Below are 15,443 nucleotides of genomic sequence, written 5' to 3' on the forward strand. Positions count from 1 at the left end.
GTCAGCCGGGCCCCCTGCCGCACCGTACCCGGCTGATGGCAGGCCCACGGGGGTGTCCCACGGCAGGGAGGTCGGATGAGGGGCGGGACGAAGACCGGGGCGAAGATCGCGGCGCGGCATGAGGCGCGGCTGCTGTGGGCGGGGAACCCGGGGCTGTACGCCCTGCTGCAGGCGGCCCGGCACACCGCGCCCATCCAGCGCTTCCCCCGGCTGGGCTGGGTGGTGACCGACCCGCTGCTGGCCCGGCGGGTGCTCAACGACGCCGCGCACTTCGGCATGACCGGGGAGGGCGGCGTGGGGCATCTGTGGTCCCAGCTGTTCGGGGAGGAGATGGCGCAGTTCTTCGGCGGTCCCAGGCACGCCGAGGTGCGCGCCCGCGCCCGCGACCTGTTCACCGAGGACGGCGCCGCGGCCCTGGTGGAGCGCTCGCAGGGGGCGCACTACCGGGCGCTGGCCGAGCGGCTGGCGCGCGGCGAGGTGGTGGACGTGGCCGACTCCACCCGGGTGCTGGCCGGGCGGATGGTCGCCGACCTGCTGGGGTTGCGCCTGGAGGAAGGGGCCGGGGACGAGGCCTACCGGGAGCTGTTCTCCGCCGGGGAGCGGCTGGCCGCCCTGGCGATGGGCACCACCGCCTCGACCGTGCTGCCGGCCGGGGTGCTGCACCGGGCCCGCGCCATCGTGGCCGACATCACCCGGGGCGTGGCGGAGGGCTACCGGACCGCCGGCGCGGACACCATCTTGGGCCGCTGCCGCCAGATGGGGCTGGGCCTGCCGATGACCCGGGCGCTGGCGACGCTGCTGGCCATCGCGGGCACCGAGACCGGCGCCTCGGGGACCTCCCGCACGGTGGCGCTGCTGCACGACACCGGCCAGCAGGCGGCGCTGCTGGCCGACCCGTCGCTGCTGCCCAACGCGGTGCGCGAGGGGCTGCGGGTGGCCACCCCGGCCCCGGTCATCGGGCGCAGCGTGCGGCGGGACGCCACGGTCGCCGGGCGGCTGCTGCGGGCGGGCGAGCGGGTGCTGGTGCTGACCTATCTGGCCGACAACGGCGCGGGGCCGTTCGACATTCACCGCCCTTATGTGCCGGAGACCCGCCAGTTGTGGTTCGGGGCCGGCCGGCACCTGTGCCTGGGCGCGGCGGTGGCCCGCACCCAGGTCGCCCGGATGCTGCAGACCCTGACGGCGTCCGGCCCCTACCGGATCGTCGCCCGCCGTCCCGCCCGCCGCGTCCTGGTGCCGACCTACGCGAGCCTGCTGGTGCAGGCGGCCTGAGGCGGCCCGGTTCCGTTCAGCCGACCCCGGGCTTTCCCGCCGCAGGCGAACCGGTTACCTTCCTTAAGGAATGAATTTCGTTCTAGTGGGAGGGGCCGTATGGCAGAGCCGGTGATCGTGGAGGCCGTCCGGACGCCGATCGGCAAGCGGGGCGGGTGGCTGGCCGGGCTCAAGCCGGCGGCGGTGCTGGCCCACGCCCTCAAGGCGGTGATCGAGCGCGCCGGCATCGACCCGATCGAGGTCGAGCAGGTCTTCGCCGGCTGCGTCACCCAGGCCGGTGAGCAGGGCGGCCACATCGGCCGGCAGGTCTGGCTGTACGCCGGCCTGCCCTGGCAGACCGGGGTCACCACGCTGGACGCCCAGTGCGGCTCCAGCCAGCAGAGCGTGCACCTGGCCGCCGCGATGATCGCCGCGGGCGTGGTGGACGTGGCGATCGGCTGCGGCGTGGAGGTGATGAGCCGGGTCCCGCTGGGCACCAACGTGCAGGTCGGCGGCACCCCGCGGCCGGACGACTGGTCGCTCGACATGCCCAACCAGTTCGAGGCCGCCGAGCGCATCGCCGCCCGGCGCTCGCTGACCCGCCAGGAGCTGGACGCCTTCGGGGTGCGCTCCCAGCAGCTGGCCGCCAAGGCCTGGGCCGACGGCCGGTTCGACCGGGAGATCGCCCCGATCGAGGCGCCGGTGCTGGATTCCGACGGCAACCCCACCGGCGAGACCCGCACCGTCACCCGCGACCAGGGTCTGCGGGAGACCACCGCAGAAGGCCTGGCCAGGCTCAAGCCGGTGATGGGCGAGGGCGGGCTGCACACCGCCGGCACCTCCTCGCAGATCTCCGACGGGGCCGCCGCGGTGCTGCTGATGTCGGCCGAGAAGGCCAAGGCGCTCCGGCTGCGCCCGCGCGCCCGGCTGCGCGCCCAGGTGCTGGTCGGCGGGGAGCCCTACTACCACCTCGACGGGCCGGTCCAGGCGACCGAGCGGGTGCTGCAGCGGGCCGGCATGACCATCGCCGACCCGGACATCTTCGAGATCAACGAGGCGTTCGCCTCGATCGTGCTGTCGTGGGCCAAGGTGCACGGCCCCGACATGGACAAGGTCAACGTCAACGGCGGCGCCATCGCGCTGGGCCACCCGGTGGGGGCCACCGGGGCCCGGCTGATCACCACCGCGCTGCACGAGCTGGAGCGCCGGGACGGCGCCACCGCTCTGGTCACCATGTGCGCCGGCGGTGCGCTGGCCACCGGCACCATCCTCGAACGCTGCTAGTCCCCGGCAAGAGAAGAGCTATCGCGTGGCCGTCACACCTGAACCGGAGAACCTGGGCGGAGGCGTTTGGAGCGTTCCCGTCCCCATCCCCGACAACCCCCTGGCGTACACGCTGGTGTACGCGCTGGAAAGCCGGCGCGGGCCGGTGCTCGTGGACGCGGGCTGGAACCACCCGGACGCCTGGACGGCGCTGCGCGACGGGCTCGCCTCGCTGGGGATGTCCATTGAGGAGGTCTACGGGGTGGTGGTGACCCACCACCACCCCGACCACTCCGGGCTGGCCGGGCGGGTGCGGGAGTCCTCCGGCGCCTGGATCGCCATGCACCACAACGACGCCGAGGTCATCCGGGAGTTCCGCCGCAAGGTGGCCGCCGACGCCGGCCGCACCTGGGAGTCGGACGCGCTGCGCCGGGCCGGGGCGGACGCGCAGGAGGTGGCCGCGCACCGCACCGGCAGGCCGCCGGTGGACCCGCCCGCCGTGCCGGACCGCGAGCTGGCCGACGGCGATCTGGTGGATCTGCCGGGCCGCAAGCTGCGCGCCATCTGGACGCCGGGGCACTCCCCCGGCCACATCTGCCTGCACCTGGAGGACGGCGACCGGATCTTCACCGGTGACCACGTCCTGCCGCGCATCACCCCGCACATCGGGCTCTTCCCCCTTGATGAGCCCCACCAGGATCCGCTGGGCGACTTTTTGAGCTCCCTGGAGCGGGTGGCGGAGATGCCGGCCGGGGAGGTGCTGCCGGCCCACCAGTACCGCTTCACCGGGCTGGCCGAGCGGGCCCGCCAGATCATCGAGCACCACGAAGAGCGCATCGGTGAGGTGCTCGCCCTGCTGTCGGATGAGCCGGTCACGCTGTGGGAGGTGGCGTCGAAGATGCGCTGGCGCTACCCGTGGGAGCACATGCCGCCGCACGGCCGCTACATGGCCGCCGGCGAGGCCGCCGCTCATCTGCGCGCCCTGGAGCGCCGCGGCAAGGTCCGCCGCCACGATGCGGAGCTGCTGACCTTCACCCTCGCCTGACGCCCGCACCGTCGTCGCAAGGCTCGGCCCTGATGGGCCGGGCCTTTTTCTATACCCCGCCCGCTGGCGTGTAACACCGGTCTGGACTGAAGTCTCGAAGTGAGATGAAACACTCGTGAATACATCGAACTAGACCCTTGTTGAGACTGGAGTCTCATGTTAGAACCTGTTTCAGCCCTGGTCTGCCGAGCAAGCGCTCGGCCGCTTCGATCCCAACCCCACCCCGGCACTGCACGGAAGGATCGCCATGCGCACCGTGACCGCCACGCGCCCAGAGATCGATCTCATCAGCCCGGAGGTCTACGAACGCGGCGGCGTCCCGCATGAGCAGCTGAAATGGCTGCGCGAGAACGACCCGGTGCACTGGCACCCCGACCCCAACGAGGGCGTGCCGGGCTTTTGGGCCATCACCCGCTATGAGGACCTGAAGTTCGTCTCACGGCACCCGGAGCTGTTCTCCAGCCACCTGCGCACCTCGCTGTTCGAGGAGTTCAGCGACGACGACATCGCGCTGTACGGCATGATGATGCTCTTCCAGGACCCTCCCGAGCACACCCGCAACCGGCTGAAGGTCAGCCGGGGCTTCACCCCGCGGATGGTCAAGCAGCTGGAGGGGCACATCCGCGACATCTGCAACGAGCTCATCGACGAGGTGGCGCCGCGGGGCCACGCCGAGTTCGTGGAGGAGATCGCCACCCCGCTGCCGGCGTACGTGATCTGCGAGCTGCTGGGCGCCCCGCAGTCGGACCGCAAGATGATCTGCGACTGGTCCAACCAGATCATCGGGTTCAACGACCCGGAGCTGGCGGGCGCCACCGAGGAGGCCGCCCGGCTGACCGGGGAGCTGATGGCCTACGCCGCCGAGCTGGCGGAGATGCGCCGCAACGACCCCCAAGACGACATCGCCACCAAGCTGCTGCAGCCCGACGCGGAGGGCAACGTCCTCAGCGACGAGGAGTTCCAGCTCTTCGTGCTGATGCTGGTGATCGCCGGGCACGAGACCACCCGCACCAGCTCGGCCACCGCCATCCAGACCTTCTTCGAACACCCCGAGCAGTGGGAGCGGCTCAGGGCCGACCGCAGCCTGCTGCGCACCGCCGCCGACGAGATCGTCCGCTGGGCCAGCCCGCTCAACCTGTTCCGCCGCACCGCCACGCGCGATGTGGAGCTGCGCGGCAAGAAGATCAAAGAGGGCGACAAGGTGGTGATGTTCTACCCGTCGGCCAACCGGGACGAGGAGATCTTCACCGACCCCTTCACCTTCGACATCGCCCGCGACCCCAACCCGCACGTGGGCTTCGGCGGCGGCGGCCCGCACTACTGCCTGGGCGCCCACCTGGCGCGGCTGGAGCTGATGGTGCTGTTCGACACCATCCTGGACCGCATGCCCGACATCCGCCCGGCCGGCCCGATGCGCCGGCTGCGCTCCAACTTCGTCAACGGCGTCAAGGAGCTCCCGGTGGAGTTCACCCCGTCGGAGCCGCTGTCCCGCTCCTCCGCCTGAGCCCGTCCCGGCTCCAGAGGCGGCCCGTGGAGCCGGCGGGCCCTGTGACGCGTCACCGAACCGCGGGGACGTCCCGTCCCCGCGGTTCCCGCCTGCGCCCGCCCGGCCGCCCCTCTCGCCCGGCTTGAGTGGGGTATGCCGTTTCGAACACTTTTGGACGCAATGCCTAACATAGGACTCGCCGGTAACATCCGCAGGCTAAGGTCGTACTTCGTCAACGGCGTCAAGGAGCTGCCGGTCAGGGGCCTTTGCCCGTCCTGACCAGGCGCCTTGCGGCCCACTGGGCCAAGGACAGATAGGGGTGGTGCGTGAGCGGGGACATGGACGAGCCGTTGCGCGTGGCCCTGCTCTCGTACCGGAGCAAGCCGCACTGCGGTGGCCAGGGCGTCTACCTGCGTCACCTGAGCCGGGAACTGGTCGCCCTGGGTCACCGGGTGGAGATCCTGTCCGGCCAGCCCTACCCGGAGCTTGACTCCGACGAGATCGTGCTGACCAAGATCCCCAGCCTGGATCTGTACCGCGAGCCGGATCCGTTCCGGACCCCGGCGCTGAGCGAGTACCGGGACTGGATCGACGTGCTGGAGTTCGCCCACATGCGCACGGGCGGATTCCCCGAGCCGCTCACCTTCAGCCTCCGCGCGCTGCGCGAGCTGCGCCGCCGCCGCCACGACTTCGACGTGGTGCACGACAACCAGGTGCTGGGGCTGGGCAACCTGGGCATCCCCCGGCTGGGGCTGCCGCTGGTGACCAGCATCCACCACCCCATCAGCGTGGACCGCAGAATCGAGCTGCAGGCCGCCAAGAACAAGCGGGAGCGGTTCGGCAAGCGCCGCTGGTACGGGTTCGTGACCATGCAGGCGCAGGTGGCGCGGCGGGTCGGGACGATCCTGACGGTCTCGGAGTCCTCCAAGATCGACATCGTCAAGGACTTCAAGGTCGACCCCAGCGACATCGAGATCCTGCCGCTGGGCGTCGACACCCGCATCTTCCACCCCCGCGGGGAGCGCGTCCCCGGCCGGATCGTGGCGATGGCCAGCGCCGACTCCCCGCTCAAGGGCGTGGACGTGCTGCTGCGCGCGGTCGCCAAGCTGGCCACCGAGCGGGACGTGCACCTGGTGGTGGTGAGCAAGCTGCAAAAGGACGGCCCCACCGAGAAGCTGGTGCGCGAGCTGGCGCTGGGCGACCGGGTGCGCTTTGTGTCCGGGATCTCCGACCAGGAGCTGGGCGAGCTGCTGGCCTCCGCCGAGATCGCGGTGGTGCCCTCCCGCTATGAGGGCTTTTCGCTGCCGGCCGTGGAGCACATGGCCTCCGGCACCCCGCTGGTGGCCAGCCGCGCCGGGGCGCTGCCGGAGGTGGTCGGGGACGCCGCCGTGCTGGTGCGGCCCGGGGACGCCGAGGAGCTGGCCGCCACGCTGCGCACGCTGCACGACTCGCCCGCCGAGCGGGCCCGTCTCAGCCAGGCCGGGCTGGCCCGCGTCCAGGAGCGGTACGCCTGGCCCGCGGTGGCGCGGGCCACGGTCGAGCACTACCGGGCGGCCATCGCCCGCCAGAACTACCTGCGGCTCGCCGCGGGAGGGGCCCGGGCAGGCGCGGACCTCCGCTCGCCCAAGGCCGTGAAAGCCACCGGAGGCGCCCTGCGACGCCTCGCACGGAAGGAGCAGCGCCCTGCTGACCGTTGACTTCGAGCGCTTTCCCATCACCCCCGGAGACCATGTCCTGGACATGGGCTGCGGAGCCGGACGGCACGCCTTTGAGCTGTACCGGAGGGGAGCGCACGTCGTGGCGTTCGACCTGGACGCCGACGAGCTGGCCGGTGTGGAGAAGATGTTCCGGGCCATGCGGGCCGCGGGCGAGGTGCCCAAGGAGGCCACCGCCCGGACCGTGCGGGGCGACGCCCGCCGGCTGCCGTTCCCCGACGACAGCTTCGACAAGATCGTCGCCTCCGAGGTGCTGGAGCACATCCCCGACGACATGACCGCCATGAGCGAGCTGCTGCGGGTGCTCAAGCCCGGCGGCCGCCTGGCGGTCACGGTGCCCAGCTGGCTGCCGGAACGGATCTGCTGGGCGCTGTCGGAGGACTACCACACCGCCCCCGGCGGGCATGTGCGCATCTACACCCGTGCCGAGCTGGAGGCCAAGCTCAAGTCGCTGGGGCTGCGGGTGGACGGCCACCACCACGCCCACGGGCTGCACAGCCCGTACTGGTGGATCAAGTGCGCGGTGGGGGTGAACAACGACGACCACCCGCTGGCCAAGGCCTACCACCAGCTCCTGGTGTGGGACATCATGAAGCGCCCGCTGGTGACCCGCCTGGCCGAGCGGGTGCTCAACCCGCTGATCGGCAAGAGCGTGGTGGTCTACTTCACCAAGCCCTCCAGGCCCGGCCGTCCCGGCGTGGACGCCTCCGGGAAGGAGAAGGTGGATGCGGTCTGAGGCCGACCACCGGCCTCCGTCCGTGCCGGGGGTCGTGACCGCCGAAGAGATCGTGGCCACCGCCCGCAGCATCGTCGCCCAGCAGGAACCCTCCGGCGCCATCCCCTGGTTCGCCCCCACCAACGGAGTGCCGGGGCACGTGGACGCCTGGAACCACGTCGAGGCCGCCATGGCGCTCACCACCGCCGGGCTGCGCGAGCCGGCCCGGCGGGCCTATGAGTGGCTGCGCTCGGTGCAGCGCCCGGACGGGTCCTGGCCGGCCAAGTGGGTGCTGGGCAAGGTCACCGAGCCGGGCGGGGAGTCCAACCACGCCGCCTACATCGCGGTGGGGGTCTGGCACGAGCTGCTGATGACCGGGGATGAGGACTTCGCCCGCCGGATGTGGCCGACGGTGCGGCGGGCGGTGGACTTCGCGCTGAGCCTGCAGACCCCCCGCGGCGAGATCGCCTGGATCCGCAACCCCGACGGCAGCGTCTCCGGCGAGGCCCTGCTGACCGGCTGCTCGTCGATTTACCAGTCGCTGCGCTGCGCGGTGGCGCTGGCCGAGCGGCTGGGCGAGCCGCAGCCGGACTGGGAGCTGGCCGCCGACCAGCTCGGCCATGTGGTGGCCTGCCACCCGGAGGCGTTCACCGACAAGAGCCGCTGGTCAATGGACTGGTACTACCCGGTGCTGGCCGGGCCGATCCGCGGCGCCCAGGCCGAGCGGCGCCTGGCCGAGGGCTGGGACACCTTCGTGGTCGAAGGGCTGGGCTGCCGCTGCGTCAGCGACCAGCCGTGGGTGACGGCCGCCGAAAGCTGCGAGCTGGTGCTGGCATTGGACGCCTGCGGCGACCGGGAGCGCGCCCTGGAGCTGTTCGCCACCATCCAGCACCTGCGGCACGAGGACGGCTCGTACTGGACCGGCTGGCAGTTCGAGAACCAGCGCCACTTTCCCGGGGACCGTTCCACCTACACCGCCGCCGCGGTGATCCTGGCGGCCGACGCCCTGTGCGGCCAGTCCCCGGCCTCCACGCTGTTCAAGGAGATCGCCGGACGCCCCCTGGGGCCGTCCGACCCGGCCGACCCCACCGCCTGCGGGTGCGTGCCGGCCACGCAGACCTCCCTGGCCAACCCGGTGCGGACCAGGATCTGACGGCGCCGGTCCGGGAGACCGCCCAGCGGTCCCGGACCGGCGGACGCTTCATTGCACCGCCGGCTCAGCGCGGGGCCGACAGCGGGTCGCGGTCGTTGACGCGCTCCAGGACGCGCAGCGAGCCCTCGACGCGGCGCTCTTCGAAGGCGCCGCTGGCCAGCGCCCGCAGATAGACGTGGTAGGGGGCCTGCCCGCCGTCGGCGGGGTCGGGGAAGACGTCGTGGATGACCAGCGCCCCGCCGACCATCACCCAGCGGGCCCAGCCCTCATAGTCGGCCTGGGCCAGTTCCTCGGCGTGGCCGCCGTCGATGAACAGCAGCGACAGCGGGGTGCGCCACAGCCGGCTGACCGCCTGTGAGGTGCCGACGATCGCGATCACCTCGTTCTCCAGCCCGGCGGCGGCGATGGTCTTGCGGAAGGTCGGCAGCGTGTCCATCAGGCCGGTGAGCGGGTCCACCAGGGTCGGGTCGTGGTATTCCCAGCCGGCCTGGTTCTCCTCCGAGCCGCGGTGGTGGTCCACGGTCACCAGCACCGTGCCGACCCGGCGGGCGGCGGCGCCGAAGTAGATCGCCGATTTGCCGCAGTAGGTGCCGATCTCCAGCATCGGCCCGCGGCCGCCGTAGGTCAGCGCGGTCTCATACAGGGCCTTGCCCTCCGCGGGCGGCATGAAGCCCTTGGCGGCCAGGGCCGCGCGCTCCAACTCCGCGGGCATCGGAGGGTGCTCCGCCGAGGCGCCGGCGGCCGTCGCTGTCTCAGTCATGGTCTCCTCCGCCGGGCACTTTAGCCCGGCCCGTCCGCATGTTCCGCATCCGCCCCGGCCCTGCCGCCCAGCGGGGTGTCAGATAGATCACATCGCTGGGGGGAACACCGCACTGGACATTAGTGAAACATGTTCTATTTTCGTGGTGAGTCCGTGCGTCCGAGATCACAGAATGCCGGATTCCGGGCCGCCGGATGAATCCCGAATGGGATTCGGTATCCTGGGCGCCAGGTCGTCCGGCAGGCAACGGGGCCCGGTGGCGATTTTGTGGCCGAGCCCTCGTCGAGGCCGCACGGCCAAGCGGTACACCCAGTCGGTCGCGCCGTTTCGGGTGGAAGTCCGGGACGGCCGGGAGCAGACGAGGAGCAAGCCCCCCATGGAAGTACGAGTCGACCCTCTGGTCTGCGAAGCCAACGGAGTGTGCGTCGGACTGGCCCCGGAGGTCTTCGACCTGGACGACGAGGATCAGCTGCACATTCTGCAACCGGTTCCACCCGCCGACCTGATCGACAAGGTCCGGCACGCGGTGCGCTCCTGCCCCAAGGCCGCGCTCTCCCTGGAGGAGTGAACCCCTTCCAACACGCCGTCTCCGCAGACCGAGACGGGCACCTCGCGGTCAGGGGCGCTGCCGCGACCTGGAACGTCCCAGCACCGCACATCATCGAGGCTCCGTCCCGGCGCCTTGAGGCCAGGTGTTGAAAAGGTCCGGCAATCCGCCGGTTCACTTCCCGCAGGGCGCATGACGGCGTCTCATCCTCTGCATCTTCCGGCGACGGAAAACCACGCCGCCGCAGGCGGCCGGCAATACGAGGGGGCTGCCGGCCGCCGGGCGCCGGCATCGCCGGCGATCGGTACCATCCAGCACCTCGGACATGTCACCATTCTTCGTGGCAAGCGGCTTGTAATCTCGGTCCTGGGGTGTCGGTGACGTTCCTACGTGTCCTGGCGGGGACGAAAACGGCCGTCGCGGTGGCCCTCGGACTCGCGGTGATGAGCGCGACGACGGCGCAGGCCGCACCGCGACCGGCCCGGCAGATCCATGACATCCAGGGGCGGGGGCACATCTCCCCCTTCCTGGGCAAGAAGGTCACCCGGATTCCGGGAGTGGTGACCGCCACCGCCGAGAACGGCTTTTGGATGCAAGGGACCTCACCCGATGAGGACCCCGGCACCTCCGAGGGCATCTTCGTGTTCACCCGCACCCGTCCCCGGGTCACCGTGGGGGACGAGGTCCAGGTGAGCGGCACGGTCAACGAGTTCCGCCCCGGCGGGCCGAAGTCGGCCAACCTCTCCCGGACCGAGATCGACTCCTCTTCGATCACCGTGCGGCGGCACGGGGCCCCGCTGCCGGCCCCGACGGTCCTGGGGCCGGGCGGGCGCCGGCCCCCCGGCGAGGTCATCGACGACGACGTGCGGGGAGACGTCGAAAAGTCCGGCAAGTACCAGCCCGGCCGGGACGGGCTGGACTTCTATGAATCGCTGGAGGGCATGCTCGTCGCCGTCGACGACGCGGTGGCGGTCGGCCCCCGCTCGGAGTTCGGCGAGATCCCCGTCCTGCCCGCCGGCGGCCAGGGCGCCGGGATGCGCAGCGCACGCGGGGGCATCGTGGCCCGCGCCAAGGACGCCAACCCCGAACGGATCATCCTCGACGACGCCCTGCAGCCGCTGCCGCCGATGAACGTGGCCGACCGGCTGCCGGGCCGCACGCTCGGCGTGCTCGACTACAGCTACGGCGACTACAAGCTGCTGGTGCTGTCGGTCCCCGCCGTCCGCGGCGGCGGCCTGACGCGCACCCGCACCCGCCCGCAGCGGCCCGACGAGCTGGCGGTGGCCACGGTCGCGCTGGACGGTCTGGACCCCGGCGACCCGCCGCAGCGCTTCGCGGCGATCGCCGACCAGATCGTCACCGCCCTGGCCGCCCCCGACCTGGTGACGGTGACCGGCCTGCAGGACAACAGCGGCTCCGACGACGACGGGACGGTGGCCGCCGACCAGACCGTCGCGCAACTGCTGGCGGCGATCTCGGCGGCGGGCGGCCCCGGCTACGACTGGCGTTCGATCGACCCGCTCGACGGCGCGGACGGCGGCGAGAGCGGCGGCAACATCCGGACCGGCTTCCTGTTCCGCACCGACCGGGGGCTGCGCTTTGTGGACCGTCCCGGCGGCACCGCCACCGCCCCGGTCGAGGCGGTCCCCGACGGCGCCCGCGAGGCGGCGCTGTCGATCAGCCCCGGCCGCGTCGCGCCGCAGCACCCGGCCTGGCGGCAGGCGCGCAAGCCGCTGGCCGGCGAGTTCCGGTGGCGGGGACGGCGGCTGATCGCCATCGCCAACCACTGGACGGCCCGCGGCGCCGACGACTCCCTGTATGCGCGCTTCCAGCCGCCGCGCAGGCCCAGCGAGGCCTCCCACGCCGAGCAGGCGAAGGTGCTGGCCGGTTTCGTCCGCAAACTGCGCCGGGCGGGCCCCGGCACCGGCGTCATCGTGACCGGCGGGCTGAACTCCTACGGCCACTCCCGCGCCCTGCGCACGCTGACCGACCGCACCGGGCTGCGCGACCTGGTGGCGGAGCTGCCCCGCAAAGAGCGCTACACCGTGATCTCCGCCGGCAACGGCCATGACCCCGACCACATCCTGGTGAACCGGGCGCTGGCCGAGCTGCCCCATGAGATCGAGGCCGTCCGCCTCAACGCCGAGTTCGCCGACCGGGTCAGCGAGCACGACCCGCTGGTGCTGCGGCTCCGCACCGGCTGAGCCCGCCGCACCCCGTTCCCTGACCACGGACGCACCGCAGAAGTAACCATCGAGTCAGGGACAACTCCCGGCGAGGTCATAGGCAGCCCGGGCGCCGGTGCATACGGTCCATGGGAGCGATCACGGAAAGGGGTCACACCATGTGGATCGGCACTCCCGACTGCCCCGACAAGTGCGGCTGCTACGGCGGGGTCGGCCTCCTGACCGCCCTGCGCGCCGTTGTGAGCGTCGTACGGGACGTTCTGCGCGCCCCGTGAGGGTTTTCCCCGGGCCGCCCTTGAGCGGGCGGCCCGGAGCCGCAGCAAGGCCCGCCGGCCGTCAGGGCAGCGCGGTCCGCCAGAAGGTGACGGTGTCGCCCCGGTGGTCGCCGGTCACACCGGTCGCCACCAGCTCGCCGCCGACGACCGCCAGAGTCGTCAGGCGCTGATCGCCGGGGCCGTCCAGGCCGGTGCCGTGGACGGACCGCCGCTTCCAGGCCTTGCCGTCCGCAGAGGTCCACAAGACGACGTCCCTGCTGCCGGGGGCGCCGGTCGTCCCGGCGATGACCAGGCCGCGCGGGGTGGCGGTCACCGCGGTGACCGTGCCGCCCGCGGTGCCGCCCGGCAGGGTCTGGGTCTGCCAGGTCTTGCCGCGGTCGGTGGAGACGGCGATGAACGGATACGGCTGCTCGGGAGCGCCGGTGCGGCCGGAGCCGAGCGCCACCACCACATCCCCGCCCACGGCGACCTGGGTGAGCGCCCCGGAGGCGATCCCGGCCGGCGGCCCGCCCGGCTGCACCCGCGTCCACTTCTTGCCGTCGGCGGAAGTCCAGACGGCGGGCCGGTCGCCCTTGGGACCGGGCCGGGAACCCACCGCGACATACCCCCCGGGCACCGCCGCCACATCGCGCATCCGGCCCTCGCCGGTGCCGCCGGCGCGCCTCCACTTCTTGCGGTCGGCGGAATACCAGGCGACGGCCCGCCGCCCGTCCCGGCCCACGGCGACATAGCCGCCCGCCGCGGCGGCGACCGCCTCCGCATACCCCCCGCCCGGCGGCTTGGAGCCCTTCTTCCAGGTCAGGGCGTCGGAGGAGGTGAACAGCAGCGGATCGGCATCGTGCCGGCCGACCGCCACCCAGCCGTTCTCGCCGCGCACCGCGTCGGTCAGCCAGCGCCGCCGCTGCGGGTCGGGATCATCGCCGAGCCCGCTCGCCCGCCGCCAGGCGTCGCCGCCCGGACTCACCCACGCGGCCGGCTCGCCGTTGCTGCTGCCGACCGCCACCAGGCGGGCGCCGTCGGGCACCAGGGCGCTGATCGCCCGCTCGGTGCGGACGGCGCCGGGCACCGACGCCAGCTTCACCTCGCCGCCGGGCACCGACAGGTAGGCGTCCGGCCCCCGCCGTCCGGCCAGCACCGGCCCGCCGGCCAGCACCGCCACCGCGCCGACCTCGACGCCGGAGACCTCCCCGGCCCGCTGCCAGTTCTTGCCGTCGGTGCCGCGCAGCACCGCCTGCTTGCCGTCGCCGATGTCCACCAGCGCGCTCAGCCCGCTCGGCGAGCCCGCCAGGTGCTCCAGCCCCGCATAGCCGGGGATCCGCAGCCACCCGGCCCCGGTCCACTCGGCGCCGTCCGGCGAGGTCCACACCGCCGCCTGCCGGACGTTCTTGCGGCGCTTGCCCGAGCCGCTGGGCCGCTTGGCCTCCCGGGCGACGAAGAAGCCGCCGGGACCGGCGACCGGTCCCAGGTAGGCCCCGTAGGCGCCCTTGGCGTTGGGCATGTCGATCCGCTTCCAGGTGCGGCCGCCGTCCGGCGAGCGCCAGTACGCCTGCTCGGTGACGGTGCGAGTGACCTTGCGCCGCTTGCCGCGCACCCGTTCGGTCTTGGTGACCTTCTCCACGGCGGTGCCGCCCACCAGCACGGTGCCGCCGGAGGAGACGACGTGCTCCAAAGCGCGGGTCTCACCGAGCGAGGACAGGTCGGCGCGCTGCCAGGAGATCCCGTCGGCGGAGCTCCACAGCGCCCCCTGGGCCTTGTCGCCGGTGCCGCTGACGCCCACCGCCCAGAACCCGGCCGAGGTGCGGGCCAGGGCCTGCACCTTATCCTGCGGGCCGAAGACCGCCGGGGTCTCCTGCCGGGTCCAGGTCAGCGCATCGGTGCTGGTCCACACGACGGTCTGGGCGGCGCCGGCGGACGGTGCGACCGGGCCGCCCAGCGCGACCCAACGGCCGCTGCCCCCGGCCACCTGGCGGGCGACCTCGCCCGGCGGCGGCTCGCCGCCGGCGGCCGAGCGCACCGCGGCGCTCTGCCAGCTGCGTCCGGCGTCGGTGGAGACCAGGAAGCGGGCCCGGTCCGGCCCGCCGGTCTCCCCGCCGACCGCCACCAGCGTGGAGCCGTCCCCGGCCACCGCCGACAGCTCCTGGAAGAGGCCGTCGGCGCGGACGGCCGGGTCGGCGGCGAACCACCGGTCGGCCAGGGCGGCACCGGACGGGCTCGGCGCCGGCCCGTCCCCTTCCGTGCCGTCGCTGAGCGCCACATACCCGCTCGTCCCGGCGATCAGCACGATGGCCACTCCCCCGGCCAGCAGCGCCAGCCGCCGGGCGCCGTATTTGTCGGCGGCACGCGAGCGCGGGGCGGCCTGGGCCGACGGGTCGGCGACGACCGGGGACGGCTCCGCGGCAGCGGCCGGGGCCTCCGGCTCCTTTGGGGGCTGCCGTTCCGCCGCCGCCTCCGGGGTCTGCCGCTGCTCTGCCTCCCGCTCTTCCTGCTGCGGCTCCTCCTGTGCCTGCCGCTGTTCCTGCGGCGGGGCGGCGGAATCATCGGCCTGCGGGGCCGCGGAGCCTTCGACCGCCGGCTCGGCGGGACTGTCGACCTGCGGGGCGGCGGAGCCTTCGGCCGCCGGCTCGGCGGGACCCTCGGCGGGCGGGGCGGCGGGGCCGCCGGCCTGCTGGGGAGAAGGGCTTTCGGCCGTCGGGATGGTGACGGCGGTGTGCACCCAGTCCACGCCCGCCTGGTGCCAGACGGCGTGCGAGCGCTGCCAGGGCGAGGAGTTGGGCATCTCACCCGCCCGGCTGCGCGCGGCCCGCCCCCGGCCCCGCGTCTTCGGGGCGCCCGCCTCCTCGCCGCGGCGGGCGGCGGCCGGCTCCGCGACGGCGGAGGACTTTCCCGAGGCGGCCGAGATCCGCTGGAACGGCTCCGTCGGCCGTTCCTCGGGGACGGAGGTGACACGCTCGGCGCTGTCGTGTCCGGGAGTCGTCGCCGTCACCTTTGCTCCCTCCATGCGGAAAACCCGCCCCCTGCGTGAGAATCGCGAGGCAATCGCCGTCGCT

General features: G+C 73.0%; 11 protein-coding genes. 9 read left to right on the forward strand and 2 right to left on the reverse strand.

Features of this window, described 5'->3' with window-relative positions:
• Positions 1-75 precede the first annotated feature (75 nt).
• From TCUR_RS17995 to TCUR_RS18025, 7 genes are all read left to right on the forward strand, one after another.
• Entirely contained in the window at positions 76-1,272 is a 1,197-nt protein-coding gene (locus tag TCUR_RS17995; RefSeq protein ID WP_012853971.1) for a cytochrome P450, read from the forward strand.
• Positions 1,273-1,371: 99 nt separating this feature from the next.
• A complete protein-coding gene (locus tag TCUR_RS18000; protein WP_012853972.1) occupies positions 1,372-2,535 on the forward strand; it encodes a steroid 3-ketoacyl-CoA thiolase in 1,164 nt (387 codons plus the stop codon).
• Between the two features lie 25 nt (positions 2,536-2,560).
• Positions 2,561-3,559, forward strand: coding sequence for an MBL fold metallo-hydrolase (locus tag TCUR_RS18005; RefSeq protein WP_012853973.1), 999 nt, complete (start codon positions 2,561-2,563; stop codon positions 3,557-3,559).
• Between the two features lie 247 nt (positions 3,560-3,806).
• Positions 3,807-5,063 (forward strand): cytochrome P450, encoded by a 1,257-nt coding sequence (locus tag TCUR_RS18010; protein ID WP_012853974.1) that lies wholly within the window; start codon positions 3,807-3,809, stop codon positions 5,061-5,063.
• 320 nt (positions 5,064-5,383) lie between these two features.
• A complete protein-coding gene (locus TCUR_RS18015; RefSeq protein WP_012853975.1) occupies positions 5,384-6,742 on the forward strand; it encodes a glycosyltransferase family 4 protein in 1,359 nt (452 codons plus the stop codon).
• Positions 6,729-7,496 (forward strand): class I SAM-dependent methyltransferase, encoded by a 768-nt coding sequence (locus TCUR_RS18020; protein WP_012853976.1) that lies wholly within the window; start codon positions 6,729-6,731, stop codon positions 7,494-7,496. The genes TCUR_RS18015 and TCUR_RS18020 overlap by 14 nt, the downstream gene beginning before the upstream one ends.
• Entirely contained in the window at positions 7,486-8,628 is a 1,143-nt protein-coding gene (locus tag TCUR_RS18025; protein ID WP_012853977.1) for a prenyltransferase/squalene oxidase repeat-containing protein, read from the forward strand. Before TCUR_RS18020 ends, TCUR_RS18025 begins: the two co-directional genes overlap by 11 nt.
• A gap of 64 nt (positions 8,629-8,692) precedes the next feature.
• Here the strand turns inward: TCUR_RS18025 and TCUR_RS18030 are convergent, their stop codons facing one another.
• Positions 8,693-9,388: a class I SAM-dependent methyltransferase gene (locus tag TCUR_RS18030; protein ID WP_012853978.1), complete on the reverse strand. Its 696-nt coding sequence runs from the start codon at positions 9,386-9,388 to the stop codon at positions 8,693-8,695.
• Positions 9,389-9,764: 376 nt separating this feature from the next.
• Here TCUR_RS18030 and TCUR_RS18035 point away from each other — a divergent pair, with 376 nt between their 5' ends.
• A complete protein-coding gene (locus tag TCUR_RS18035; protein WP_012853979.1) occupies positions 9,765-9,956 on the forward strand; it encodes a ferredoxin in 192 nt (63 codons plus the stop codon).
• Positions 9,957-10,378: 422 nt separating this feature from the next.
• Positions 10,379-12,139: an endonuclease/exonuclease/phosphatase family protein gene (locus TCUR_RS18040; protein ID WP_012853980.1), complete on the forward strand. Its 1,761-nt coding sequence runs from the start codon at positions 10,379-10,381 to the stop codon at positions 12,137-12,139.
• Between the two features lie 318 nt (positions 12,140-12,457).
• Here the strand turns inward: TCUR_RS18040 and TCUR_RS18045 are convergent, their stop codons facing one another.
• Positions 12,458-15,379: a hypothetical protein gene (locus TCUR_RS18045; protein ID WP_012853982.1), complete on the reverse strand. Its 2,922-nt coding sequence runs from the start codon at positions 15,377-15,379 to the stop codon at positions 12,458-12,460.
• Positions 15,380-15,443 lie beyond the last annotated feature (64 nt).

Origin of the sequence: Thermomonospora curvata DSM 43183, from assembly GCF_000024385.1 — a bacterium.
In the GTDB taxonomy this organism is placed as follows: domain Bacteria; phylum Actinomycetota; class Actinomycetes; order Streptosporangiales; family Streptosporangiaceae; genus Thermomonospora; species Thermomonospora curvata.

Bases quoted from the DNA above. Each gene is read 5' to 3' on its own strand.
- TCUR_RS17995 (WP_012853971.1), top strand. From the start codon at position 76: ATGAGGGGCGGGACGAAGACCGGGGCGAAGATCGCGGCGCGGCATGAG.
- TCUR_RS18000 (WP_012853972.1), top strand. From the start codon at position 1,372: ATGGCAGAGCCGGTGATCGTGGAGGCCGTCCGGACGCCGATCGGCAAG.
- TCUR_RS18010 (WP_012853974.1), top strand. From the start codon at position 3,807: ATGCGCACCGTGACCGCCACGCGCCCAGAGATCGATCTCATCAGCCCG.
- TCUR_RS18015 (WP_012853975.1), top strand. From the start codon at position 5,384: ATGGACGAGCCGTTGCGCGTGGCCCTGCTCTCGTACCGGAGCAAGCCG.
- TCUR_RS18025 (WP_012853977.1), top strand. From the start codon at position 7,486: ATGCGGTCTGAGGCCGACCACCGGCCTCCGTCCGTGCCGGGGGTCGTG.
- TCUR_RS18030 (WP_012853978.1), bottom strand. From the start codon at position 9,388: ATGACTGAGACAGCGACGGCCGCCGGCGCCTCGGCGGAGCACCCTCCG.
- TCUR_RS18035 (WP_012853979.1), top strand. From the start codon at position 9,765: ATGGAAGTACGAGTCGACCCTCTGGTCTGCGAAGCCAACGGAGTGTGC.
- TCUR_RS18040 (WP_012853980.1), top strand. From the start codon at position 10,379: ATGAGCGCGACGACGGCGCAGGCCGCACCGCGACCGGCCCGGCAGATC.